The sequence below is a fragment of the Pseudomonas sp. K2I15 genome (assembly GCF_002204795.1).
In the GTDB taxonomy this organism is placed as follows: domain Bacteria; phylum Pseudomonadota; class Gammaproteobacteria; order Pseudomonadales; family Pseudomonadaceae; genus Aquipseudomonas.
In genome coordinates, this window is sequence record NZ_NIXO01000001.1 from 343,660 (window position 1) to 366,673 (window position 23,014).

The 23,014-nt window shown below is 61.7% G+C and carries 22 protein-coding genes and 1 other RNA gene; 11 read left to right on the top strand and 12 right to left on the bottom strand.

The features are described 5' to 3' along the window. Window positions 1–19 precede the first annotated feature (19 nt). On the bottom strand, window positions 20–496 hold the full coding sequence (locus CEC48_RS01630; protein WP_088422137.1) for a sn-glycerol-3-phosphate transporter: 477 nt from the start codon (window positions 494–496) through the stop codon (window positions 20–22). 327 nt (window positions 497–823) lie between these two features. Here CEC48_RS01630 and CEC48_RS01635 point away from each other — a divergent pair, with 327 nt between their 5' ends. Further along, a complete protein-coding gene (locus tag CEC48_RS01635) occupies window positions 824–3,211 on the top strand; it encodes a TonB-dependent siderophore receptor (protein WP_088422226.1) in 2,388 nt (795 codons plus the stop codon). A gap of 40 nt (window positions 3,212–3,251) precedes the next feature. Beyond that, a complete protein-coding gene (locus tag CEC48_RS01640) occupies window positions 3,252–3,905 on the top strand; it encodes a gamma-glutamylcyclotransferase (RefSeq protein ID WP_088422138.1) in 654 nt (217 codons plus the stop codon). Here CEC48_RS01640 and glpT read toward each other — a convergent pair. The 3 genes from glpT to CEC48_RS01655 all read right to left on the bottom strand — a co-directional run bounded on the left by glpT (window position 3,902) and on the right by CEC48_RS01655 (window position 7,193). After that, window positions 3,902–5,239, bottom strand: coding sequence for a glycerol-3-phosphate transporter (gene glpT, locus CEC48_RS01645; protein WP_088422139.1), 1,338 nt, complete (start codon window positions 5,237–5,239; stop codon window positions 3,902–3,904). The genes CEC48_RS01640 and glpT overlap by 4 nt on opposite strands. A 283-nt stretch (window positions 5,240–5,522) precedes the next feature. Further along, window positions 5,523–6,140: a flagellar basal body-associated protein FliL gene (locus CEC48_RS01650; protein WP_088422140.1), complete on the bottom strand. Its 618-nt coding sequence runs from the start codon at window positions 6,138–6,140 to the stop codon at window positions 5,523–5,525. Window positions 6,141–6,215: 75 nt separating this feature from the next. Then, window positions 6,216–7,193 (bottom strand): NADPH:quinone oxidoreductase family protein, encoded by a 978-nt coding sequence (locus tag CEC48_RS01655; protein WP_088422141.1) that lies wholly within the window; start codon window positions 7,191–7,193, stop codon window positions 6,216–6,218. Between the two features lie 149 nt (window positions 7,194–7,342). Here CEC48_RS01655 and CEC48_RS01660 point away from each other — a divergent pair, with 149 nt between their 5' ends. Further along, on the top strand, window positions 7,343–7,750 hold the full coding sequence (locus tag CEC48_RS01660) for a flagellar basal body-associated protein FliL (protein WP_088422142.1): 408 nt from the start codon (window positions 7,343–7,345) through the stop codon (window positions 7,748–7,750). A 117-nt stretch (window positions 7,751–7,867) separates the two neighbouring features. Here the strand turns inward: CEC48_RS01660 and CEC48_RS01665 are convergent, their stop codons facing one another. The 4 genes from CEC48_RS01665 to CEC48_RS01680 form a co-directional block, all read right to left on the bottom strand. Continuing rightward, window positions 7,868–8,986, bottom strand: a complete 1,119-nt coding sequence (locus CEC48_RS01665) for an ABC transporter permease (protein ID WP_088422143.1) — start codon at window positions 8,984–8,986, stop codon at window positions 7,868–7,870. Window position 8,987: 1 nt separating this feature from the next. Then, window positions 8,988–11,708, bottom strand: coding sequence for a ribosome-associated ATPase/putative transporter RbbA (gene rbbA, locus CEC48_RS01670; RefSeq protein ID WP_088422144.1), 2,721 nt, complete (start codon window positions 11,706–11,708; stop codon window positions 8,988–8,990). Continuing rightward, window positions 11,705–12,670: an HlyD family secretion protein gene (locus CEC48_RS01675; protein ID WP_088422145.1), complete on the bottom strand. Its 966-nt coding sequence runs from the start codon at window positions 12,668–12,670 to the stop codon at window positions 11,705–11,707. The genes rbbA and CEC48_RS01675 overlap by 4 nt, the downstream gene beginning before the upstream one ends. Window positions 12,671–12,811: 141 nt before the next feature. Then, complete coding sequence (locus tag CEC48_RS01680; RefSeq protein WP_088422146.1) at window positions 12,812–13,261, bottom strand: EVE domain-containing protein; 450 nt, start codon at window positions 13,259–13,261, stop codon at window positions 12,812–12,814. A gap of 196 nt (window positions 13,262–13,457) precedes the next feature. Here CEC48_RS01680 and CEC48_RS31465 point away from each other — a divergent pair, with 196 nt between their 5' ends. Beyond that, window positions 13,458–13,607 carry a hypothetical protein gene (locus CEC48_RS31465; RefSeq protein WP_088422147.1) on the top strand — a complete coding sequence of 50 codons (150 nt, stop codon included), beginning with the start codon at window positions 13,458–13,460 and terminating at the stop codon, window positions 13,605–13,607. Window positions 13,608–13,613: 6 nt separating this feature from the next. Here the strand turns inward: CEC48_RS31465 and CEC48_RS01690 are convergent, their stop codons facing one another. From CEC48_RS01690 to CEC48_RS01705, 4 genes are all read right to left on the bottom strand, one after another. Beyond that, on the bottom strand, window positions 13,614–14,243 hold the full coding sequence (locus CEC48_RS01690) for a 5-formyltetrahydrofolate cyclo-ligase (RefSeq protein WP_088422227.1): 630 nt from the start codon (window positions 14,241–14,243) through the stop codon (window positions 13,614–13,616). Between the two features lie 56 nt (window positions 14,244–14,299). Continuing rightward, window positions 14,300–14,478, bottom strand: a non-coding RNA gene (gene ssrS / locus CEC48_RS01695) — 6S RNA. A gap of 30 nt (window positions 14,479–14,508) precedes the next feature. After that, window positions 14,509–14,826: a cell division protein ZapA gene (locus CEC48_RS01700; RefSeq protein WP_003213956.1), complete on the bottom strand. Its 318-nt coding sequence runs from the start codon at window positions 14,824–14,826 to the stop codon at window positions 14,509–14,511. Beyond that, complete coding sequence (locus tag CEC48_RS01705; protein WP_003213954.1) at window positions 14,823–15,032, bottom strand: TIGR02449 family protein; 210 nt, start codon at window positions 15,030–15,032, stop codon at window positions 14,823–14,825. Before CEC48_RS01705 ends, CEC48_RS01700 begins: the two co-directional genes overlap by 4 nt. A gap of 138 nt (window positions 15,033–15,170) precedes the next feature. Here CEC48_RS01705 and CEC48_RS01710 point away from each other — a divergent pair, with 138 nt between their 5' ends. The 7 genes from CEC48_RS01710 (at window position 15,171) to CEC48_RS01740 (ending at window position 22,883) form a co-directional block, all read left to right on the top strand. After that, the gene (locus CEC48_RS01710; protein WP_003213952.1) at window positions 15,171–15,728 is read left to right on the top strand and encodes a YecA family protein; all 558 of its coding nucleotides are present in this window, start codon (window positions 15,171–15,173) and stop codon (window positions 15,726–15,728) included. Window positions 15,729–15,748: 20 nt separating this feature from the next. Beyond that, complete coding sequence (pepP, locus tag CEC48_RS01715) at window positions 15,749–17,071, top strand: Xaa-Pro aminopeptidase (protein ID WP_088422148.1); 1,323 nt, start codon at window positions 15,749–15,751, stop codon at window positions 17,069–17,071. Beyond that, window positions 17,068–18,255, top strand: a complete 1,188-nt coding sequence (ubiH, locus tag CEC48_RS01720) for a 2-octaprenyl-6-methoxyphenyl hydroxylase (protein ID WP_088422149.1) — start codon at window positions 17,068–17,070, stop codon at window positions 18,253–18,255. Before pepP ends, ubiH begins: the two co-directional genes overlap by 4 nt. Continuing rightward, window positions 18,248–18,733, top strand: coding sequence for a DUF4442 domain-containing protein (locus CEC48_RS01725; protein WP_088422150.1), 486 nt, complete (start codon window positions 18,248–18,250; stop codon window positions 18,731–18,733). The genes ubiH and CEC48_RS01725 overlap by 8 nt, the downstream gene beginning before the upstream one ends. A 9-nt stretch (window positions 18,734–18,742) precedes the next feature. Beyond that, window positions 18,743–19,960 (top strand): 2-octaprenyl-3-methyl-6-methoxy-1,4-benzoquinol hydroxylase, encoded by a 1,218-nt coding sequence (locus tag CEC48_RS01730; protein WP_176438645.1) that lies wholly within the window; start codon window positions 18,743–18,745, stop codon window positions 19,958–19,960. Between the two features lie 95 nt (window positions 19,961–20,055). Continuing rightward, entirely contained in the window at window positions 20,056–21,060 is a 1,005-nt protein-coding gene (locus CEC48_RS01735) for an extracellular solute-binding protein (protein ID WP_088422152.1), read from the top strand. Between the two features lie 206 nt (window positions 21,061–21,266). Then, window positions 21,267–22,883: an iron ABC transporter permease gene (locus tag CEC48_RS01740; RefSeq protein WP_088422153.1), complete on the top strand. Its 1,617-nt coding sequence runs from the start codon at window positions 21,267–21,269 to the stop codon at window positions 22,881–22,883. Window positions 22,884–23,014 lie beyond the last annotated feature (131 nt).

Consider the following 23,014-nt stretch of genomic DNA (forward strand, 5'->3'; position numbering starts at 1 on the left):
AGGCCATTCGGCGGTTCAATCAGAACCGCACGCCCGTCGTCACCATCGCCGCATTAAACCCGAGCAGCAGCAGCTCGGCAGCGACCGGCCCATAGTGAGTGCCCACCGACGGGATGATTACCGGGGCCACGCCCAGCCCATTCAGTGGAATCTTGTCGCGGTACTTGCCGCGATAGCCCTGGATCAGGCCGCCCGTCAGCTTCAAATACACCGGGTAATCGGTCATGTCATAGCGCTTGCCGGCGTAGGCGTAGTACGAACGCTGGCTGAACGAGTTGCGAAACGTTGCCCCGCCATACACCAGGCCTGACGCTTCATTGCGCTCCAGGCCGATCAGGTCCTGATTATTGTTGTGGTCCTTGTCCGGAGAAAAATGCCGGGTGTAGACGCTCGTCTGCGCGTACCAGAAGCCTTTGTCGTCTTGGTTCGGTGCTTCCGCCCCCAGGGCGGTGGTGGCCTGGGCCAGGAGCAGCAGGCTGGAAAGTCGGTATTTCATGGTGCGACCTCGATAGTCGGTTTGATTGGCGGCTAAGTGGGTCGTGACAGATGTCCATTTTGAAGGCTCAAGCCCTATAAAGGCTGAACGGGCCCTGAAGGTACTGGGCTTGCGCCGCTCAATCCTGATGAGCGGACGGGCGGTGCTTATGCATTCGCTTATTCTTTAAAGGTATTTAATTTGTTACATAAATATCATTAAGCTATATGACAACGGACTACCGACTTTCTGCCAATAACCAATAAATGACCGCCACCGTCCGCCACACGGATCGATCGTATGAGCTCAGAGCATGACGTTCTGGCTTTTGATTCCAAGGGGAGCGGTATGGGGAGCAACAAGCAGCACCTGCTGTACACGGCGATTTTGTCGGCTAATTTGCTGACCGCCGTAGGACTCAGTCCAGTGGCGGCCGCCGAAACGGCCACTGCCGATGTACCAAAGCTTGATACAGTCATCGTCACCGGCACCCGCGCCCAAGAGCGCACCGCCAGTGCCTCGCTGTCACCCATCGATGTGATTTCCGGCGACACCTTGCGCAGCACCGGCTCTGATGAATTGGGCGCGGTATTGGCCCGCTTGATTCCTTCCATCAACTTCCCCCGCCCAAGCCTTGTAGACGGCGCCGAACTGGTGCGCCCGGCGCAACTGCGCGGCCTGTCACCGGACCAGGTATTGGTACTGGTCAACGGCAAGCGCCGCCACACCAGCGCCTTCGTCAACCTCGGCGGCGCCGTGGGGCGCGGCTCGGCACCGGCGGACCTGAATGCGATCCCGTTGTCGGCGGTGGACCATATTGAAGTGCTGCGTGACGGCGCATCCGCCCGCTACGGCTCCGATGCGATTGCCGGGGTGATCAACGTGATCCTCAAGCATGACGACCACGGCGGCTCGATCACCAGCAAGTTCGGCGAGTACAAGAAGGGCGACGGTATCCAGCGCAATCTCAGCGGCAACACGGGTGTGGCGCTGGGGGATAACGGTTTTATCAACATCTCGGCCGAGGGTGCCGACAACGACTACACCAACCGCGCCGGCAGGGACTTCCGGCCAGGCAGCGTCGGTTCGACGACCTACGGCCAGCGGGTGTTCCGCCAGGGCGAACCGGCGACCGATCAGGGCAAGCTGTTTCTCAACTCGGCCTATTCCTTCAGCGAAGCGGCTGAGGTCTACGCGTTTGGCGGCTACAGCAAGACGCGCGGCGAGACGGCGGCGTTCTACCGGGCAAGCAATGCGAGCAACAACATTGCTGCGCTCAACCCCAACGGTTATTTGCCGCTGATTCGCGGTGACGTGGAAGACACGTCCCTGGCGGTTGGGCTGCGGGGGTTGTTGGCCTATGACTGGCACTACGATGTGTCGGTCAACTACGGCAAGAACCAGTACCAGATCGGTACCGAAACCATCAACACCTCGCTGGGCCTGGCTACCCCGCGCAAGTTCGACAACGGCACGTTGGTCAATGACCAGAAGCAACTCAGCCTGGACCTGTCGCGCGAATTCAGCCTGGGCTGGTTGCCGTACCCGGTGTCGGTAGCGTTTGGTGGCGAATACCTGGACCAGGGTTATCAAATCAAGGCCGGTGACCCGGCGTCCTACTACCAGACCGGCAGTTCGGGCCTGGGCGGCTTCCGCGAAGCCGATGCTGGCAGTTCCTCGCGCCACAACTGGGCGCAGTACCTGGACCTGGAAACCAACTTCACCGAAAAACTCAGCGCCTCGGCCGCCGTGCGTCACGAGGACTACAGTGATTTTGGCTCCAACGTCAGCGGCTCGCTCTCGGCCCGATACGACTTCACCCCACAGGTGGCCTTGCGCGGCAGTATTTCCAACGGTTTCCGTGCGCCGTCCCTGGCGCAGCAGAACTTTGCCTACACCTCGTCGCAACTGATCGGCAACACCATCCAGGAAGCCGGCACCTTCCCGGCCAACAGCCAGGTGGCGCGTTTGCTCGGTGCTGAGGACCTCAAGGCCGAGAAGTCGCGTAACTACAGCCTTGGCCTGGTATTGGAGCCCGCCGACAGCCTGACCGTGACCGCCGATGTCTACCGCATCGACATTCGCGACCGCATCAGCCTGTCGTCCAACCTGTCGCTGAACCCGGCCGCCATCGACTACCTGAAAGCCAACGGCGTCGGCGACATCAACTACACCACCGCCCGCTACTTCACCAACGCCACCAACACCACCACTGATGGCGTCGACCTGGTGGCCAACTATCGCTACCAACTGGATAACGGTGTGCGCTGGAGCAGCACCGTGGGCTACAACTACAACCACACCAAGGTCACCGACGTAAAAGCCAACCCGGCGATTCTCGATAGCCTCGGCGTGAACCTGTTGCGGGTGGACCGTCGCGAGCGCATCGGCCTGTTGGGCGACACCACGCCCCAGCACAAGCTGAGCCTGGGCAACGACCTGAGTTTCGGCAATTGGGCGCTGCACAGTAATTGGGTGCGCTATGGTTCATTCACCAGCTATCAGGCAGACCCGGCCAACGACCAGAGTTTCAAGGCTGCCTGGCTGCTGGACCTGTCAGCGGACTACAAGCTGAAAAACTGGACCTTCACCGTTGGCGGCGACAACGTCACCGACAAGTACCCGGAAAAGCTCAATGCCTACGCCAGCAGTGGTGGCAACTTGGCCTATAGCACTTTTTCGCCGTACGGTTACAGCGGCGCGTTCTATTACGGTAAAGTTGCTTACAACTGGTAACAGCTTCTCGTCACAGCAAAGGAGACCTAAGCGATTTGCCATGACCGTCATTGAATCTGATCTTCTGCAATTGGCTTACCCTCCGCGGCTCGATCTGGGGCCGCAACTCACTCACGAACAGTTGATGAGCTCGATGCAGGCCACCATGGCTCGGCATAAGGGTGGGCCGGTCTGGCTATTCGCTTACGGTTCGCTGATCTGGCGGCCTGAATGTTCGTCGACACAACGGATGCGGGCGCGGGTCCACGGTTATCACCGGGGCTTGTACCTGTGGTCCCATGAGCACCGGGGCACGCCGGAAATACCGGGGTTGGTGTTTGGCCTGGATCGCGGTGGCTCGTGCAGCGGGTTTGCTTACCGCTTGCCGGAAGATCAACTGGAGGCCTCGCTTTATGCCCTGTGGCAGCGCGAGATGCCTTATCCCTCCTACCGGCCACACTGGCTCACCTGCCGTCTTGAAGATGGCAGCCAGGTGCAGGCATTGGGATTTGTCCTGGAACGGCACCTGCCCAGTTATGCCGGCAATTTGCCCGACATCGTGCTCAATCACGTGTTGCAAAGCGCTTGCGGGCGTTACGGTACCACTCGCGATTATGTCGAGCAGACCGTCAACGCCCTGCGTAGCCACGCCATGCCAGACAAGAATCTGGAGGCGCGGCTCAAGCGGTGTTCCAAAGGCTGTTCCGACGATTAACGTGCGGTACTGACGCTATTGGTGTGCCACAAGGTGGGGATCAGGAACGCGATCGCCAGCAGGCACGCGCCGATCAGCAGCACAAAACCACCGTCCCAGCCGAAATGGTCAACCGTGTAGCCCATGGCCGCACTCGCCGCCACCGAACCGCCCAGGTAACCGAACAGCCCCGTAAAGCCCGCTGCGGTGCCGGCGGCTTTCTTCGGTGCCAGCTCCAGCGCCTGCAGGCCGATCAGCATCACCGGGCCGTAGATCAGGAAGCCGATGGAGAACAGCGCGATCATGTCGACCATCGGGTTGCCCGGCGGGTTGAGCCAGTAAACCAGGGTCGCGACGGTCACCAATGCCATGAACACAATGCCGGTCAGGCCACGGTTGCCACGGAAGATCTTGTCCGACATCCAGCCGCACAGCAGCGTGCCCGGAATGCCCGCCCACTCGTAGAAGAAGTACGCCCACGAGGTTTTATCCACGTCGAAGTGTTTGGCTTCCTTGAGGTACGTCGGTGCCCAGTCCAGCACGCCGTAGCGCAGCAGGTAGACGAAGACGTTGGCGAAGGCGATGTACCAGAGCATTTTGTTGCGCAGCACGTACTTGACGAAGATTTCCTTGGCGCTGAATTCGTCTTCGTGGCTGGCGTCGTAGCCTTCCGGGTAGTCGTTCTTGTATTGCTCGATAGGCGGCAGGCCCACCGATTGCGGGGTGTCGCGCATGGTGATGAAGGCAAACGCCGCCACCAGCAGGGCCACGGTGGCCGGGACGTAGAACGCCGCGTGCCAGTCGTTGAACCAGGCCATGCCCAGCAGGAACAGCGGGCCGATCAAGCCACCGCCGACGTTGTGCGCCACGTTCCATACGGAAACGACGCCGCCGCGTTCCTTCTGCGACCACCAGTGCACCATGGTCCGCCCACTTGGCGGCCAGCCCATGCCCTGGGCCCAGCCGTTGATGAACAGCAAAATGAACATCATGGTCACACTGGACGTTGCCCAAGGTGCGAAACCGAAAATGAACATTACCCCGGCGGACACCAGCAGGCCGAAGGGCAGGAAGTAGCGCGGGTTGGAGCGGTCGGACACCAGGCCCATGAGGAACTTGGACAGGCCGTAGGCAATTGCAATCGCCGACATCGCCAGGCCCAGTTGGCCACGGGTGTAACCCTCGTCGATCAGGTACGGCATGGCCAGGGAGAAGTTTTTGCGCAGCAGGTAGTACCCGGCGTAACCGAAGAAAATACCGGCGAAGATCTGCCAGCGCAGGCGTCGATAAGTGCTGTCTATTTTTTCTTCAGGCAGGGGCGCCTGATGTGCGGCAGGACGGAAGAAAGCAAACATTCAAGAGCTCCAGATTTCTTGTTTTGACTGCGGATGCGAATGTTACAGTTTCGTTACCGAAAATAGCATCGCCTCTTATCTGCGGGCATAGGAATTGAGTGCAATTGCATGTTCTTTTACGAACATGTCGCTTAGAGGCAAGTGAAGGACGTTTTCAGGAGAGAATGCCAAGAACCTGTGGCGAGGGAGCTTGCTCCCGCTGGACTGCGCAGCAGGCCCATCTTTGGGGGCCGCTTCGCGACCCAGCGCGAGCAAGCTCCCTCGCCACAGAAAGCGATTTGGATCAGCCGCCGTTGGTGGCTGCAATATCGCCCGCAAGCAGGTGCTCCTGGACCTTCTGACTGCGGGACTCCACCAGTTGGCCTTGTTCGTCGAAGCGCAACACGATCAGCCAGTCATACACACGTTCTGGCCATTTTTTCATGCCGGTCAGCGCCGGGCCGTCGCCGCCAAAGGCTTCGATCAACTTGTCGATATGCCCGTGGTGCCAGGCGATCAGCACGGTTTGCGCCTGGTTGGACTTGCGCAGGGATCTCACCAGCTTGCCGACTTCATTGTCGGCGTAGGGCGTTTCAAGCGGGAGTTGCAGGCGCTGGGCCAACGGCGTCAGCGTCAGGCGCGGGCGGGAGCTTTCGTTGCTATCGCGGGTAGCGATCAGTCGCTGCGGCACCACGGAAATGCCATTCAACAGCAGCGGGTCGAAATAACTGGCATAGGCCGCCGCCCGTTGTTCACCTTTGGGGCTCAGCAACGGGCCCTCATCAGGTTTTTCCGCGTGGCGCACAATCAGCACCGTCACGTTGCTTAGCCCACGTATATCCTTGTCCTCTTTATGGGCAAAGGCCTGAGCCGACACCACCATCAACAACCCCACCAATAGCACGCGCAACCGTGTGACCATTATTCTTCCTGCCAATGAATGAGTGCCTCGGCCGATCATGGGCCCAGGCACCTCGCGGGCAAAATGAAACAATAGTCAGCGTAGCTGCACCACGACTTTGCCGACGGCCTTGCGCTGGCCGAGGTCATTAATCGCCTGCGCCGCCTGCTCCAGCGGGTACACCTGGGACACCAACGGTTTCAGCTTGCCCTCGGCAAACCAGCCGAACAGTTGCTGGAAGTTGGCCGCGTTGTCCTGCGGCTGGCGCTGGGCAAACGAGCCCCAGAACACCCCGACCACCGCCGCGCCCTTGAGCAGCGCCAGGTTGACCGGCAGCTCCGGAATGCGCCCGCTGGCAAAACCCACCACCAACAACCGGCCATTCCAGCCGATGCCACGGATGGCCTGGTCAAACAGGTCGCCGCCGACCGGGTCGTAGATCACATCCACACCGTTGCCGCCGGTGAGGCGTTTGATTTCGTCCTTGAGGCTGGCTTCGCTGTAGTTGATCAACTCATCGGCGCCAGCGGCCTTGGCCACCGCAAGCTTGTCGGCGCTGCTGGCCGCGGCGATCACCCGGGCGCCCATGGCCTTGCCGATTTCCACCGCGGCCAGGCCGACACCGCCGGAGGCACCGAGCACCAGCAGGGTTTCACCGGGTTGCAGGTTGGCCCGCTGCTTGAGGGCGTGCATCGATGTGCCGTAGGTCATGCTGAAGGCGGCGGCGGTGTTGAAGTCCATGCTCGGCGGGATCGGCAGCACGTTGTAGCCCGGTACCGCGACCTGCTCGGCAAAGCTGCCCCAGCCAGTCAATGCCATCACGCGATCACCGACCTTCAGGTGGGTGACCTTCTCACCGACTTCGCTGACCACGCCCGCCGCCTCACCGCCTGGCGAAAACGGGAAGGGCGGCTTGAACTGGTACTTGCCCTCGATGATCAGGGTGTCCGGGAAATTCACCCCGGCCGCATGCACATCCAACAGGATTTCGTTCTTCTTGATCGCCGGGCTTTCGACGTCTTCCAGCACCAGGGTTTCGGCGGGGCCGAAGGCTTTGCACAGCACAGCTTTCATCGGACTATTCCTTTTGGCGTGTTGGCCGATAAGTGTAGGTGGGCAGGGCGACGGGTCAACGAGCATGCCCCGGCCTGATAAGTCGCCATAAGCTTGTGCTCAGGGCTACTAGCGTTATGCTACTGGGCAACCGAATTGAGGAATGAACTGTGAAAGCGTGGATCCTGTTGATGCTGGCCCTGACACTGCCGACGGCAGCCCTGGCCGAAGAAGCCAAAGAAGGCGCAGCGCCGAAGGTCAGCTATATCAGCCTGAGCCCGCCGTTTGTCGGTAACTACGGCCTGGATGGCACCGCAAAACTGCGGGTGTTCAAGGCGGACATCGCCCTGCGCGTGACCGGCCCCGAGGCGGCGGCCGCCGTCAAAGCCAACGATGCGTTGATTCGCAATCAGTTGGTGGCGCTGTTTACCCAGCAGACCAACGACGCAATGAGCAGCGTCGATGGGAAGGAAAAACTGCGCCAGGAAGCCCTGAAGCAAACCCAGCAAGTGATGAACGACGAGACCGGCAAGCCGATGGTTGAAGATTTGCTGTTCAACAACCTGATCATCCAGTAAAGCGGTCGCTTCGCGCCCTTCGCGAGCAAGCCCGCTCCCACACTTGACCGAGTTCTCACATGAGAATGCGGTTGAATGTGTGGCGGGCTTGCTCGCGAAGAGGCCCTGACAGGCACCTCAAGAGGCAAGGCTCTTCCTGAACCGCGCCAACGCCACGGCAAAGAACAACAGCCCAATCCCCGCCAGCGCCAGCAAGTCCGGCCACACCACGCTCACGCCTGCATCCCTGAACAGAATCGCCGCGCTCAGGCTCACAAAGTGCGTCGACGGCGAGCCCTGCATCACCCATTGCAACCACTCGGGCATGCTGTCCAGCGGTGTGCTGCCGCCAGACAACAACAGCATCGGGATAATCACCGGGATCGCCAGCAAGCCGAACTGCGGCGTCGAGCGGGCGAGGGTGGCGAGGAAGATGCCGAGCGCAGTACTGGCAAACAGGTACAGCGCCGTCACCAGCAAAAACAAAGTCAGCGACCCGGCCAGGGGCACGCCGAGCAAACCTTTCACCACCACTTCCAGCGACAGCCACGTGCACAGCACCACCACCAGCATGTTGCTCCAGATTTTCGCCAGCATGATTTCCAGCGCCGTCAGCGGCAGCACCAGCAGATGGTCGAGGGTGCCGTGTTCACGCTCACGCAGCAGCGCTGTGCCGGTCAGCACAATGGCGAGAATGGTGATGTTGTTGACGATCTGAATCACCGCTAAAAACCAGCCGCCTTCCAGGTTGGTATTGAACAGCGCTCGGGTGGTCAGTAGCGCCGGGGCTTTGCTGGCGTCGTCGCTCTGGCCGCTGTAAGTCAGCAGTTCTTGCTGGAAGATCCGCCCAATATAACCGGCGCCCATGAACGCCTGGCTCATGGCCGTGGCGTCGACGTTGACCTGCACGCCCGGCTGGCGCCCGGCTAACAGGTCGGCCTGGAAATTCGCCGGCACGTTGATCACAAAGGTGTACTGGCCGCTGTCCATCACCTTGTCCAACTGGTCATACGGCAACGGTACTGCCGCCTGGAATTCCGGCGGTTGCAGCGCCTCGGCCAGTTGCCGGGAAAGCGCGCTGTGGTCCTCATCCACGAAGGCCACGCTGGCGTTGTGCACGCCGATCACCGAGCCGGCGGCGGGCATATAGATGGCGACGGTGAAGGCGTAGAACAGGAACAGCAGCAACACACTGTCATGGCGCAGGCTGGTCAGTTCCTTGATGCCCAGGCGCAGGATATGGGCGAACTTGTGCATCTCAGGCCTCCTGCTTCTTGAGCATGATCAGGCTAAGCCCGGTGAACCCCAGGAAGAACCCGAACAGTGCCAGGCACTGCGGCCACAACTGGCGCAGGTCCAGGGCTTTGGTAAAGGTGCCCACCGCAATATCGAGGAAGTACCCCGCCGGGAACAGCATGCCCATCAAGGCGGCGGCACCTTCCAGGGACGAGCGCGGCACGATCAGCCCGGAGAACTGGATGGTCGGCAGGCTGGTGATGATCATGGTGCCGAGGATCGCCGCGATCTGGGTGCGGGTGAACGCGGAAATCAGCAGGCCCATGCTGGTGGTGGCCAGCACATACAGCAGGCCGCCAAAGGCCAGGGTCACGCCGCTGCCTTTGAAGGGCACGCCGAACAGCCAGCGGTTCATCGCCACCAGCAGCCCCAGGTTGATCAGACTTACGGCCAGGTACGGCGCCTGCTTGCCCAGCAGGAATTCCAGGCGGGTCAGCGGTGTGGCGTAGAAGTTGGTGATTGAGCCCAGTTCTTTCTCCCGCACGATGCCCAGGGCGGTGAGCATCGCAGGGATAAACGCGAGGATCAGTGCCATCACGCCGGGGCCGATGGCGTTTACGCTGACCACGTCCTGGTTGTAGCGAAAGCGGGTTTCCAGTTTGGCGGCGGCTTGCGGGTTCAGTGGCGTGCTGTTCAGTTCGGCCAGTTGCTGGAGATTGGCCTGATGCACCGCTTCTACATAATTGCGGCTGGTTTCCGCACGGAACGGCATGCCGCCATCGAGCCAGGCGGCTACGGCGGGTTGGCGGCCGGCGTAGAGATCGCGGCCAAATCCCGGCGGGATCTCCAGCGCCAGTTTGATTTCCGAGCGTTGCAGGCGTTTATGCAGTTCATTGGAATCGGTGATTGGCGGCTGTTCGGCGAAGTAACGCGAACTGCGAAAGGCCTCCAGATAGGCGCGGCTTTGCGGGGTTTGATCCTGGTCGTAGACGGCGAAGGCAAGCTTTTCCACGTCCAGGGAAATGCCGTAGCCGAAGATCACCATCATGAAAATCGCACCCAGCAAGGCGAAGGCCATGCGCACCTTGTCCCGCAGCAGCTCCTTGCCTTCGCGGCTGGCGACGGCCAACAGGCGAGCGACGCTGAACCCGCGTTTGCTGACGGGCGGGGCCGTGGGTTCGCTGACGGTTTTGGTGGGTGCTTCCGCGGTTTCGGGCGCGCCCTGAGCTTGCTCCAGGCACGTGACGAAGGCCGCCTCCAAGGTGTCGCCGTGGAATTGTTTTTGCAGGGCGTCGGGTGTGTCGCAGGCCAGTACCTTGCCTGCGTGCATCAGTGAAATTCGGTCGCAGCGTTGGGCTTCATTCATAAAGTGGGTGGAAAGAAAAATGGTCACGCCCTCTTTGCGCGACAGTTCGATCAACAGTCGCCAGAAGTCATCTCGCGCGGCCGGGTCAACGCCCGAGGTCGGCTCATCCAGGATCAGCACTTCCGGGCGATGCAGCACCGCCACGGCCAAGGACAAGCGCTGGCGCAAACCCAACGGCAATTCGCCGGAAGGCTGGTCGGCGATGTCGCCCAGGTCAAAGCGCTTGATCAACTCGTCGATGCGCTGGCCGCTCTCGGCCTTGGGCAGGTCGAACAATTGCGCATGCAGCACCAGGTTCTGGCGCACGCTGAGTTCGCCGTACAGCGAGAAGCTTTGCGACATGAAACCCACACGCTTGCGGGTGGCCAAATCCTTGGCGTTTACCGGGTTGCCCAGCAGCGTCGCAGTGCCCTCGGTGGCCGGCATCAGCCCGGTGAGGACTTTCATGGTAGTGGTCTTGCCGCAGCCGTTGGAGCCGAGGAAGCCAAAGATCTCGCCCCGGCCAATGGCGAAGCTCACTTTGTCCACCGCCGTGAAATCACCGAAACGCAGGGTCAGGTCGTGGGCTTCGATGGCGATGTCGGTGTTGGCGTTTTCTCTGGACGGGATCACCAACGGCTCATTGTTGTGGGCGCTGTCACCCTGGAAATGGGTGAAGGCTTCATCCAGTTTGCCGCTGGGCGTTGCGGCGGCCAGTTCGCGGCTCAAGCCGTCGGCGATCAGCTTGCCGCGGTCAAGCATCAGGCAATGTTCGAATTGCTCGGCCTCTTCCATGTAGGCAGTGGCTACCAGTAGCGTCAGTTGCGGACGTTCGCTGCGTACGGTTTCTACCAGCTCCCAGAAGCGTCGGCGGGACAGCGGGTCGACGCCGGTGGTGGGTTCGTCGAGGATCAGCAAATCAGGGTCGTGGATCAGCGCACAGCACAGGCCGAGTTTTTGCTTCATTCCGCCAGAGAGTTTGCCGGCGGGGCGCTCGGCAAAGCGCTCGAGGTCGGTGGCCAGCAGCAGGTTGTGCATGCGCTGGTCGCAATCGGCTTTCGACAGGCCGAACAGCGTGGCGAAGAACCGGATGTTCTCGCTGATGGACAGTTCGGGGTACAGGTTGCCGCCCAGGCCTTGCGGCATAAAGGCGATGCGCGGGTACAGGCTATTGCGATGGCGGCGGTCTTCGATGGAACCGCCGAGGACTTCCAGTTGGCCTTGTTGAAGCTTTTTAACCCCGGCAATCAATCCCAGCAGGCTCGATTTGCCGGCGCCGTCCGGGCCGATCAGCCCGCAGCGAGTGCCGGCGGGCAAGCTGAAGGCGATGTCGATCAGTGCCTGTTGCTTGCCGTAGCGATGGTTGATGCCCGTGGCGTGCAGCGCCAGGCCGCTCATTGCAGGTTGGCCGGCCAGTCCAGGTCAGCGGTGCGCACATAACCTGCGCCGGGCATGCCGGGTTTGGCTTGCGGCACGGCGCTCGGTTGGGTCAGGCGCAGTTTGACCCGGAACACCAGCTTCTGGCGCTCGTCGCGGGTTTCCACTTCCTTGGGTGTGAACTGCGATTTGGCCGCGACAAAGCTGATTTTCGCCGGCAGCGGTTGGTTCGGCAGGGCGTCCAGGACAATCCGCGCCTCGCTGCCGACGGTCAGGGCGCCGGTTACCGACGCGGGCAGGTACAGGTTCATGTACTGGTCGTTGGGGTCGATCAGCAGCAGCACTCGGCCACCGGCACCGAGCACTTCGCCGGGTTCGGCCAGGCGCAGCTGGATGATGCCGTCGATGGGCGCCCGCAGGCTGCTGTCTTCGATTTCGCTGGTGAGTTGCGCGACCTGGGCCTGGGCGGCGCCGATGGCGGCCTTCACCGAATTGACCTGGGCTTGGGCGGCGATCACGGCGGCGTTGCCGGTGTTCTGCTTGGCTTGCTGCTGGTCGATCAACTGGCCGCTGGCGAAGCCGCGCTTGTACAGCTCTTGGGTGCGCCTGAGTTCCTGGCTGGCCAGCAGTTGTTCGCTTTGGCGCAGTTGCACGTTGGCTTCGGCGGCCGCGAAATTCTCCCTGGCCCTTAGCACTTCGGCTTCGGCCTGGGCGCGCTGGGCTTCCAGTGTGCGGGTGTCCATGCGCGCCAGCAGTTGGCCCTTGAGCACCTTGTCGCCTTCGTTCACCCGCACTTCGGCCAGGCGGCCGGGGATTTTGGCGGCGATCTGTACTTCAGTCGATTCCAGCCGGCCATTGCCCATGCTCAACCCTTCTGGCAGACGGTCCTGGGTGGACTTCCAGTAGCCGAAGCCACCGGCGGCCAGCAGCAGGAGAATCAACGGGATGGCGAAAAAATGGGAGGTGCGGTGGTTCGTCGACATGGGTGCATCCTGCGGCGTTAGCGTCCTAGTTTGACTGATCGAGTGCCGGGGCGACTTGATGCGGGTCAAATGAAGGGGCCAGACTACGCCGGTTGTCGAGCAGATGCATGCGCCATGGGCGTGACCGCAGGGTTCTGCTGTTTAGCGCAGGCCGAGTACGGCGGCCCACTGCTCGGCGGTGACTGGCATCACCGAAAGACGGCTGCCTTTTTGTACCAGAGGCAACTCGGCGAGGGCGGTTTGCTGTTTCAGATAGCCTAGCCCCAGCACCTTCGGAAAGGTCTCGACGTGGCCGACATTAATTGCGCTCCACGGGTTTTTCTCAGGGCTGGCCTTGGCGTCGAAATAATGGCTGTCGGGCTCCAGCGCGGTTGGGTCCGGGTAGGCCGCCTCGATGATTTTACCGACGCCGGCAATCCCTGGCTCCGGGCAGCTGGAGTGGTAAAAGAAGAACTGGTCACCCACCGCCATCGCCCTCAGGAAATTACGCGCCTGATAGTTGCGCACCCCGTCCCACCTGGCTTCTGCGAGCGTTTCCAGGCCCTTGATGGACAGTTCATCGGGCTCGGATTTCATCAGCCAATAGGCCATGTTTTCGCTCCTCAAAAGGCGATTGGGAAAGTTGTCCTGCAATTTTATGACAAACCGACAGTCGGTTGGCGTCAAGGTTTGCGTGTTGGTTCACGTTACCGCAGAATGCCGGGGTTTTGAGCTTGACGCAGCTGGCACGGACTACTAATGGAACGTTGCTGTCATCGTGTGCAAGATGCCTGAAGGGGGGCAATCGATGAAACGCAAACCGGATTTACTATGGATATTGGTTATTTTGTTCGGCCTGGGCGTCGTGACCACCGGCTATGCGCAGAGCTTGTGGTCGAACAAGACTGACGCACCGATTGAACTCGCACAGCAACAGGCTCAGCCGTTCAAGCGCTAAAGTGACTTAAGGCGCCGCTGACTCCAGTGGCGTTTCTGCTATATACCAATCCTTATCGGTGACTGTGCCCTCAAGCGGTACATCCCAGCTTGCCTGCGCCAATCTTTCGACCTTCTGGCATTCATGGGCCAGGCCCAACAGCGTCGGCTTGCGCCAGGATTTCCGGCGGGCCAGGTAGGCCAGGCTGCGGTCATAAAAGCCGCCGCCCATGCCCAGCCGTCCGCCTACATCATCGAAGCCAACCAGTGGCAGCAGCACCAGGTCCAGCGCCCAGACCTTGCGTTGGCGGCTGACGTTCACCTGTGGCTCAAGGATGCGAAAACGGTTGGGGCCGAGCTTCTCGCCGGGCCGCACACGCTGGAACACCATCTTGGTTCGCGGCCACGCGCTGAGCACCGGCAGGTAAGTCGCCTTGCCCCGGCGCTGTGCCGCGCGCAGCAGCAGGCGCGGATCGATTTCACCGTCCGTCGGTAGGTATAAAGAGATGTGTTTGGCCCGGCGAAACAGCGGGTGCTGTGCCAGTTGCCGATACAGGCCCAGGGCGGCCTGGCGCTGCTCGCTGGGCGTCAGGGCGCGGCGGGCTTTGCGCAGCATGCGTCGAAGTTGCGGGCGGGAAAGCGGCGCAGGTTCGGTCATGGTTTTCGGCTCATAAAACAATGCCAGTCCTGGGACTGGCATTGGATTTTGGAATCAGGCTCCCCGACAGAACCGCTGTCGACTAAGCCCTTGAACCCGAAAGTTCAAGGTGGAAGAAGCAGTAGGCTTTAAGGCTTTCCGTCTAGCGGACATGCACACCAGCCCAACGTGCAACTTCCAGGGTAGTGCGAATCGGCTCCGGGACATCGCCGACTGGCAAGCACGCCAGGGAGTGGGGCGAGTATACCCGAAACCGACGCCGCAATCAGCCCTTGGGTGGCTCTGGATCGGTAGAAAGTACCAGATCGACGCGCTCCAGCAGGTCGCGCACCTGCTCGCGCGTCGAGCCGCTGGCCTGCACGTCAGGCCGTTCCTGCTTATGCAGTAAATCGTGGGTAATGTTCAGTGCGGCCATCACCGCAATGCGGTCGGCGCCGATGACTTTGCCGCTGCTGCGGATTTCACGCATCTTGCCGTCCAGGTAGCGGGCAGCGCTCACCAGATTGCTGCGCTCTTCCTGTGGGCAGATGATCGAATATTCTTTGTCGAGAATCTGCACGGTGACGCTATTGCTTGAACTCATGAGTCTTGCTCCAGGGCCTTCAGGCGCGAAATCATCGATTCGACCTTACGCCGGGCGATTTCGTTTTTTTCAATGAGGTGAGCGCGTTCCTCGCGCCAGGTCTTTTCCTGAGCTAATAGGAGTCCGTTTTGGCTCTTAAGTTGCTCGACCCGGTTAATTAGCAGCTCGAGTCTGGCCATCAGCGCTTGCAGGTCGGTGTCTTCCATTGGGTTCCACTGGATTTGTCTGATGAATGGCAACTGCTGGATAAACGATCTGACGCCCTCGATAGTCTTGGTACGTCTGCCGATGCTAGGATACAGCGCTTCATTCTAGACATTGCGCCGCCTGGCGCCTAGCTCACCATGCCCATTCAGAATTCCCCGTACGATGCTTTTTCCAAACTGCTGAGTTCCAGCGGTCATCCTTGCTCGCCTGCCGAGCTGCACGGCGTGCTGCTGGGTCGCAGTTGCACCGGTGTCGGCTTTGATGCCGACAACTGGCTGGCCGACGTCGCCGAGCTGCTGGAAACCGAGCCTACCGAAAACGTGCGCAACGCCCTCATCGGCCTGCAAGAGATGGTTAAAGGCGAGCTGACCGGTGATGACGTCACCGTCGTTTTGCTGCTGCCGACCGATGACGCGCCGCTCACTGAGCGCGCCGCAGCACTGGGCCAATGGTGCCAAGGCTTCCTTCACGGCTTCGGCGTGAACGCCGGCGGCCTGGACCTGAGCACCGATGCCCAGGAAGTGCTGCAAGACCTGGCCGCGATCTCCCAGGTGCAAGACGCCCTGGAAGAGTCCGAAGACGGCGAAAGCGACTACATGGAGGTGATGGAATACCTGCGCGTCGCGCCGCTGCTGCTGTTCACCGAGACCCGTAAGTCGGCTGAGCCTGCTGCCCCCAAGCCGTCGCTGCACTAAGAAAGGAAGCCCATCTGCCCATGATCCATATCCCCAAAGCGGAATACACCCGGCGCCGCAAGGCGCTCATGGCGCAGATGGAACCCAACAGCATCGCCATCCTGCCGGCGGCTGCGGTCGCTATCCGCAACCGTGACGTCGAGCACGTCTACCGCCAGGACAGCGACTTCCAGTACCTGAGCGGCTTCCCTGAACCGGAAGCGGTGATTGTGCTGATGCCTGGCCGCCAGCACGGCGAGTACGTGCTGTTCTGCCGCGAACGCAACGCCGAGCGCGAACTGTGGGACGGCCTGCGGGCTGGCACCGAAGGTGCGATCCGCGAATTCGGCGCCGACGATGCGTTCCCGATTACCGATATCGACGACATCCTGCCCGGCCTGATCGAAGGCCGCGACCGGGTGTATTCGGCCATGGGCAGCAATGCCGAATTCGACCGGCACCTGATGGAGTGGATCAATGTGATCCGCTCTAAAGCACACCTCGGCGCCCAGCCACCCAACGAATTTGTTGCCCTGGATCATCTGCTTCACGACATGCGCCTGTATAAATCGGCGGCAGAAGTGAAGGTGATGCGCGAGGCGGCGCGGATTTCCTGCGCGGCCCATGTGCGGGCGATGCAGGCCAGCCGTGCCGGGCTGTATGAGTTCAGTCTCGAAGCGGAGCTGGATTACGAGTTTCGCAAGGGCGGGGCGAAGATGCCGGCCTATGGCTCCATCGTCGCCTCGGGGCGCAACAGTTGCATCCTGCATTACCAGCAGAATGACGCGGTGCTCAAGGACGGCGACCTGGTGCTGATCGACGCCGGTTGCGAGATCGACTGCTACGCCAGCGACATCACCCGCACCTGGCCGGTGAGCGGCAAGTTTTCCGCCGAGCAGAAGGCGATTTATGAAATCGTGCTGGCTTCCCAGGAAGCTGCCTTTGCCGAAATCGCCCCCAACAAGCATTGGAACCAGGCCCACGAGGCGACGGTGCAAGTCATCACCGCCGGGCTGGTGAAGCTTGGGCTTTTGCAGGGCGACGTCGACGAGCTGATCGCCAGCGAAGCCTATAAAGCCTTCTACATGCACCGCGCCGGCCACTGGCTGGGGATGGATGTGCACGATGTGGGCGAATACAAGGTAGGCGGCGAGTGGCGGGTGCTGGAAGTCGGCATGGCACTGACCGTGGAGCCGGGGATCTACATCTCGCCCGACAACCAGAACGTGGCGAAGAAATGGCGTGGCATTGGCGTACGCATCGAGGACGACGTGGTGGTGACCAAGCAAGGCTGTGAAATTCTGACCGGTGGCGTGCCCAAGGCCGTCGCCGAGATCGAAGCACTGATGGCGGGCGCCCGATGAGCCGGGTCAATCTGGCGATTATCGGTGGCGGCCTGGTGGGCGCCAGCCTCGCGTTGGCGTTGCAGGCCGGGGCAAAGGCCCGTGGCTGGAAGATTGTGCTGATCGAGCCGTTTGCCCCTGGCGACAGTTACCAGCCGAGCTATGACGCGCGTTCTTCGGCGCTTTCGTTTGGTGCTCGGCAAATTTATCAACGGCTGGGCGTGTGGCAGGACATCTCCCGCCGAGCTGAGCCGATCAAACAGATTCATGTCTCGGACCGTGGCCGCTTCTCCACTGCGCGCCTGTCGGCCATGGAAGAAGGCGTGCCGGCGCTTGGCTATGTGGTGGAAAACGCCTGGTTGGGCCAATGCCTGTGGCAAGGCCTGGACAAGGAAGTGGTCAGCTGGCGTTGCCCGGCAGAAGTCACCCGCATGGAGCCGCTTGCCGATGGCTACCGCCTGACCCTCAATGATGAAACCGTGCTGGAATGCGACCTCGCGGTGCTGGCCGATGGCGGCCGCTCCGGCTTGCGCGAACAACTGGGTATCGGCGTTAAAAAGCGGCCCTACAACCAGAGCGCGCTGATCGCCAATATCACCCCGAGCGAAGCCCACAACGGCGAGGCTTTCGAGCGTTTCACCGACGAAGGGCCGATGGCCTTGCTGCCGTTGCCGGACAACCGTTGCGCGCTGGTGTGGACACGCATCGGCATGGATGCCCAGCGCCTGGCTGAGTTGGACGAGCGTAGTTTTCTCAGCGAATTGCAGGGTGTGTTCGGCTACCGCCTTGGCACCTTGAAGCAGGTTGGCGCCCGTCACTTGTACCCGTTGACCCTGGTGGAAGCGGAAGAACAAGTGCGGTCTCATCTGGCCGTGCTCGGGAATGCGGCCCACAGCCTGCACCCGATTGCCGGGCAGGGTTTCAACCTGTCGCTGCGCGATGCGTACGCCTTGGCCGAGGCCTTGCTGGCCGGCCCGCAAATACCGGGAGACCTGGCGACCTTGCAGGCGTACCGCGAGCGTCAGCGCATGGACCAGAAGCTCACCGTCGGCTTCTCCGATCAAGTCACCCGGTTGTTTGGCAGTGCGCAACCGCTGGTCGCGCTGGGCCGCAACATGGGCTTGCTGGGCCTGGACTTGCTGCCGCCGGCCAAGCGCTGGTTCGCGCGCCAAGCCATGGGCCTGGGCACCCGTCCCGATGCGTGAGTGGCTGACCCAACGCCTGGGCAAGGCACGGCTGTTGCGCTGGATCATGACCCTGTACCCGCCGTACCTCGGTGCCGGGGTCCGGGTGTTGCACATCAGCAGCGATTTTCGCGCGGTCAAGGTGCGCATGGGCCTGGGCTGGTACAACCGTAATTACGTCGGCACGCAGTTTGGTGGCAGCCTGTATTCGATGGTCGACCCGTTCTACATGCTGATGCTGATGGAGAACCTGGGGCGCGACTACATCGTCTGGGACAAAGCGGCTGCCATCGACTTTATCTCGCCGGGCAAAGGCCCGGTGTTTGCCGAATTTTCCATCGACCAAGCGTTGCTGGACGAGATCCGCCAGCACACCGCCAGCGGCGACAAGTACTTGCCGCAGCTCCAGGTGCAGATTCATGACGGCTCCGGCACCCTGGTGGCGCGGGTCGACAAAACCCTTTACGTGCGGCGCAAGCCGCAATCGAGACAGGCTTAAAGCATGGACATGCGCGCAGATGTGCTGATTGTCGGGGCCGGAATGGTCGGAAGCGCCCTGGCGCTGGCATTGCAAGACAGTGGCCTGCAGGTGCTGCTGCTCGACGGCAGCCCGCTGAGCGTCAAACCGTTCGACCCGCAAGCCGCGTTCGAGCCGCGGGTGAGCGCCTTGTCGGCGGCCAGCCAGCGCATTCTCGAGCGCCTTGGCGTGTGGGACGGCATCGTTGAGCGACGTGCCAGCCCTTACGGCGAGATGCAGGTGTGGGACGGCAGTGGTACCGGGCAAATCCACTTCTCGGCGGCCAGTGTGCATGCCGAGGTGCTGGGGCATATCGTCGAAAACCGGGTGGTCCAGGACGCCTTGCTCGATCGCCTGCACGACTGCGACCTTGGCCTGCTGGCCAATGCGCGCCTGGAACAGATGCGCCGCTCCGGCGACGACTGGCTGCTGACCCTGGCCGACGGCCGCACCTTGCGCGCGCCGCTGGTGGTTGCGGCGGACGGTGCCAACTCGGCGGTGCGCCGCCTGACCGGCACCGCGACCCGTGAGTGGGATTATTTGCACAACGCCATCGTCACCAGCGTGCGCAGCAGCCAGTCGCATCAGCGCACGGCCTGGCAGCGCTTTACCGACAACGGCCCGTTGGCATTTTTGCCGCTGGTGCGGGACGGGCAGGAAGATTGGTGTTCGATCGTCTGGTCGACCACCCCGAGTGAGTCCGAGCGCTTGATGGCGCTGGACGATGAAAGCTTCTGCCGTGAACTGGAGCTGGCCTTCGAAGGCCGTTTGGGCACCGTGCTAAGCGCCGATCCACGGCTGTGCGTGCCGTTGCGTCAGCGCCATGCCAAACGTTACGTGGCCGAGGGGCTGGCGTTGATTGGCGATGCAGCCCACGTTATTCACCCGCTGGCGGGGCAGGGCGTGAACCTGGGCTTCCTCGACGCGGCGGTGCTGGCCGAGGTGCTGTTGGCCGCCAACGAGCGCGGTGAGCGGCTGGCGGATGTGAAAGTGCTCAGCCGTTACGAGCGCCGGCGCATGCCGCACAACCTGGCGCTGATGGCGGCGATGGAAGGCTTTGAGCGGTTGTTCCAGGCCGATCAACTGCCGTTGCGCTGGTTGCGTAATGCCGGGCTGAAGGTGGTTGAGCAAATGCCGGAAGCCAAGGCGCTGTTTGTGCGCCAGGCGTTGGGTTTGACCGGGGATTTGCCGGAGCTGGCCAAGGCCTGAGTGCCCTGTGCAACATCTGGTAACGCCTCCGTCGAGCGCTACCAAATGTGAGTCCTTATCATTTGCCCTCTTTTCGCAAATGAGAGACCGCACCCATGTTGGCACCCAAGCGCCTCCTGACTGCCCTGGCACTCACCCTTATCGGCAGCACCACCGTGCAGGCGGCCGACGAAGTCGTGGTCTACTCCTCGCGTATCGACGAACTGATCAAACCGGTGTTCGACGCCTACACCAAAAAGACCGGCGTGCAGGTGAAGTTCATCACCGACAAGGAAGCGCCGCTGATGCAGCGCATCAAGGCCGAAGGTGAAAACGCCACCGCTGACCTGCTGCTCACCGTCGACGCCGGCAACCTCTGGCAGGCGGAGCAGATGGGCATCCTGCAACCGTTTACCTCCGCGGTGATCGACAAGAATATTCCCCTTCAATACCGCTCTTCGGCCCATGCCTGGACCGGCTTGAGCCTGCGCGCGCGAACCATCGCCTACTCGACTGATCGCGTGAAGCCGGGCGACTTGACCACCTACGAAGCCCTGGCCGACAAGCAGTGGGAAGGCCGGCTGTGCCTGCGCACCGCGAAGAAGGTCTACAACCAGTCGCTGACTGCCACCCTGATCGAAACCCACGGCGCGGCCAAGACCGAAGAAATCGTCAAGGGCTGGGTCAACAACCTGTCCACCGACGTGTTCTCCGATGACATCGCCGTGCTGGAGGCGATCAACGCCGGGCAGTGCGACGTCGGCATCGTGAACACATACTACTACGGCCGCTTGCACAAGCAGAAACCGGAGCTTGCGGTGAAGCTGTTCTGGCCGAACCAGGGCGACCGTGGGGTGCACGTTAACCTGTCGGGTATTGGCCTGACCAAGCATGCGCCGCACCCGGAAGCGGCCAAGGCGTTGGTTGAGTGGATGACCACGCCCGAAGCGCAGAAGATCTTTGCGGACGTGAACCAGGAATTCCCGGCCAACCCGGCCGTGCCGCCGTCGGCAGAAGTCGCGACCTGGGGCAAGTTCGTGGCCGATACATTGCCGGTGGAAGTGGCGGGCAAGCGGCAGGCTGAGGCTATCCGCTTGATGGATCGGGCTGGCTGGAACTAAGTCGTCCGATATACTGCGCCCCGCATTTGCGGGGCGTTTTGCTTGATGGGTGTCCCCTGTAGGAGCGAGCTTGCTCGCGCAAAACCTGAGGGCACCGCGTTCTTCCAAGCTGCCCGAGTTATCGTTGACGTTTTTCGCGAGCAAGCTCGCTCCTACAGTAGCGTTGCGGCGTGTTCCGTATTCCTACCACGACCGAGAGTTTTTCCTTGGCCCATCCCGCCCAACGCCGCTGGTACCTGCCGGTCTTCACCGTCGCCGCCCTGGTGCTGCTGCCGCTGAGCGTCCTGTTGCTGTCGTGGCAGACCATCGACCAACAGATCTGGTCCCATCTTTGGGAAACCCAGATGCCGCGCCTGCTGGGCAACACCTTGACCCTGGTGCTGGGCGTTGGTGTGGGCGTCACTCTGCTGGGCGTCAGCCTGGCGTGGCTGACCAGCCTCTGCGAATTCCCCGGCCGGCGCTGGCTGGACTGGGCGTTGATGCTGCCTTTCGCGATTCCCGCTTATGTCCTCGCCTTCGTCTTCGTCGGCCTGCTGGATTTCTCCGGCCCGGTACAAACCCTGCTACGCGAATGGTTCGGCACGGGCTTGCGCCTGCCGCGCGTGCGCTCCACCAGCGGTGTGATCATCGTGCTGGTGCTGGTGTTCTACCCCTACGTTTATCTGCTGGCGCGTACCGCGTTTCTCGCCCAAGGCAAAGGCCTGATGGAAGCGGCGCGGGTACTGGGCCAATCACCGTGGCAAGCGTTCTGGCGCGTGGCCCTGCCCATGGCACGTCCCGCCATCGGTGCGGGCGTGGCCCTGGCGCTGATGGAAACCCTGGCGGATTTCGGCGCCGTCTCGGTGTTCAACTTCGACACCTTTACTACCGCCATCTACAAGACCTGGTACGGCTTTTTCAGCCTTTCCAGTGCTGCTCAGCTTGCCAGCCTGTTACTGCTGGTGGTGATGCTGGTGCTGTACGGCGAACGCCGTGCCCGCGGCGCCAGCCGGCCGAGCAATGAGCGGCCGCGCGGCAAGGCGCTGTATCACCTGCACGGGTTCAAGGCGGCGGCGGCCAGCGGCTGGTGCGGTTTGGTGTTTGCCTGCGCGTTCGTGATTCCGATGATGCAACTGGTGGCCTGGTTCTGGCAGCGTGGCCGCTTCGATCTGGATGAGCGCTACACCGGTTTGATCGTCCACACCCTTTACCTGGGCGGTATGGCTGCCCTGATCACCGTCAGCGTGGCCCTGGTGCTGGCGTTCGCCCATCGCTTGGCACCCACCCGCGCCATCCGCTCAGGTATCAGCCTCGCCAACGTGGGCTACGCGCTGCCGGGCTCGGTGCTGGCGGTGTCGATCATGTTGGCGTTCAGCTACCTCGATCGGGAATTGGTGATTCCAATGTCAGGCTGGCTGGGTGGTGCAGGCAAGCCGCTGCTACTGGGCAGTTTGTCGGCCTTGCTGCTGGCTTATCTGGTGCGCTTCATTGCGGTGGCCTACGGGCCGCTGGAAAACAGCCTGGCGCGAATCCGCCCGTCCTTGCCCGAAGCGGCTCGCAGTCTGGGAGTCAGCGGGCCGCGACTGTTTTGCAAAGTGTATCTGCCACTTTTGCTGCCGGGCACCCTGAGTGCGGCGTTGCTGGTGTTTGTCGATGTGCTCAAGGAAATGCCGGCCACCCTGCTGATGCGCCCGTTCGGCTGGGACACGCTGGCAGTGCGGATTTTCGAAATGACCAGCGAAGGCGAGTGGGCGCGGGCTTCTCTGCCGGCCCTGACCCTGGTGCTGGTGGGCCTGTTACCGGTCATCGGGCTGATCCGACGTTCGGCGAGACGAATCGGTTAGGTGCCAGTCCTACGCCTTGAGGCTACAATGCGCGGCATTCGGTGCGGTCGATCTTTCAGATCGGGTCGCTGAACGCGGCTACAGGCCTTGTATTTCAAGGCGTGTGGCCCGCTCGGCAACCGTCCGCACCT